Source organism: Agromyces binzhouensis, assembly GCF_004135055.1.
Lineage (GTDB): Bacteria > Actinomycetota > Actinomycetes > Actinomycetales > Microbacteriaceae > Agromyces > Agromyces binzhouensis.
Genome location: NZ_SDPL01000613.1, coordinates 1 through 1,305 on the forward strand (window position 1 = coordinate 1; position 1,305 = coordinate 1,305).

The following is a 1,305-nucleotide window of genomic DNA, read 5'->3' on the forward strand; positions in this document are numbered from 1 at the left end:
AAACGGGGTTCAAATAAATTGGCATTGAACATAGTGCACGCTGTTGAGTTCTCAAGGAACGGACGCACCCGACCCACCAACCCGAAACCGAGCCAGCACCACCGAGGCAACTTCCCTACAGTACCACCACCGACTTCACGAACGCTGAGCGTTCGGGACTCGACTCGAGGCCGAGCAGGTGGTGGGTGATACGTCTCCCAGGCTTGAAGCAACCGAGTCGCACGGGGCGCCTACGAGGCTGTTTGGCTGGGATTCGCTGCCCGGCCCCGTGAGCTTCTCGCTCCCGGCTGCCGTGGCAACGAAGAAGAATCTACGTGCCGTCGAACCGTCGGGCAAATCGGGCTTGCATCCCGGGCGTGTCGCGATCGGAGGCCGGGTGCGAGGCCCCGCAGGGCGGCATCCGATCGCCAGATCCCGACCGCCCCGGAACGAGCCGAGGGCTCCCGCAGCCGAAGCCGGCGGGAGCCCTCGAAGGTGGAGCGACGGGTCTGCGGATCACAGGCCGGAGTACGCGTGGAGCCCCTTGAAGAACAGGTTCACGACGGTGAAGTTGAACAGCACCGCGGAGAAGCCGATGATCGCGAGCCACGCCGAGCGCGAGCCGCGCCATCCGCGGGTCGCGCGCGCGTGGATGTATCCGGCGTAGACCACCCAGATGATGAAGGTCCACACCTCCTTGGTGTCCCAGCCCCAGTACCGGCCCCACGCCTTCTCGGCCCAGATGGCGCCGGCCATGAGCGTGAACGTCCAGAGGATGAAGCCGACGATGTTGACGCGATACGCGAGGTTCTCGAGCGCCGTCGAATCGGGCAGGGTCGCCAGGAACGACTTCTTCACGGAGTCGGCGGTCGCGACGATCGCCTCGCGGCGCGACTGCATGAGCTGCACGACCGAGAGCGCGAACCCGAGCGCGAAGAATCCCACGGCCGACGTGGCGACGAACACGTGGATCACGAGCCAGACCGACTGCAGCGCGGGCGGCAGCGGCACGACGCTGACGTAGAAGTTCACGGTCGCGACGCCGAGCAGCACCAGCACGAGACCGGTCACGAACGTGCCGAGGAATCGCAGGTCGGTCTTGGCGATGAGGAGCACCGCGAGGAAGACCGTCGTGATGACGAGCGTGCCGGTGAGCGCGAACTCGTACATGTTCGCCCACGGCACGCGGCTCGCGGCGACGCCGCGGAGCACGGTCGCGGCCAGGTGCAGCGCCCAGGCGATGACCGTCATCGCGACCGCGACCCGGAGCGACGGCGAACGGCCGTAGTCGACGGATGGCGCGGCGGGCGCCCCGGCACCGCGGCG

At 67.3% G+C, this 1,305-nt stretch carries 1 protein-coding gene; it reads right to left on the minus strand.

Annotated features, from left to right (window positions below; translation table 11 throughout):
* Positions 1–495: 495 nt before the first annotated feature.
* The coding region (gene ccsB / locus ESO86_RS17125; protein WP_129235979.1) for a c-type cytochrome biogenesis protein CcsB at positions 496–1,305 on the minus strand (810 nt) is incomplete at its 5' end.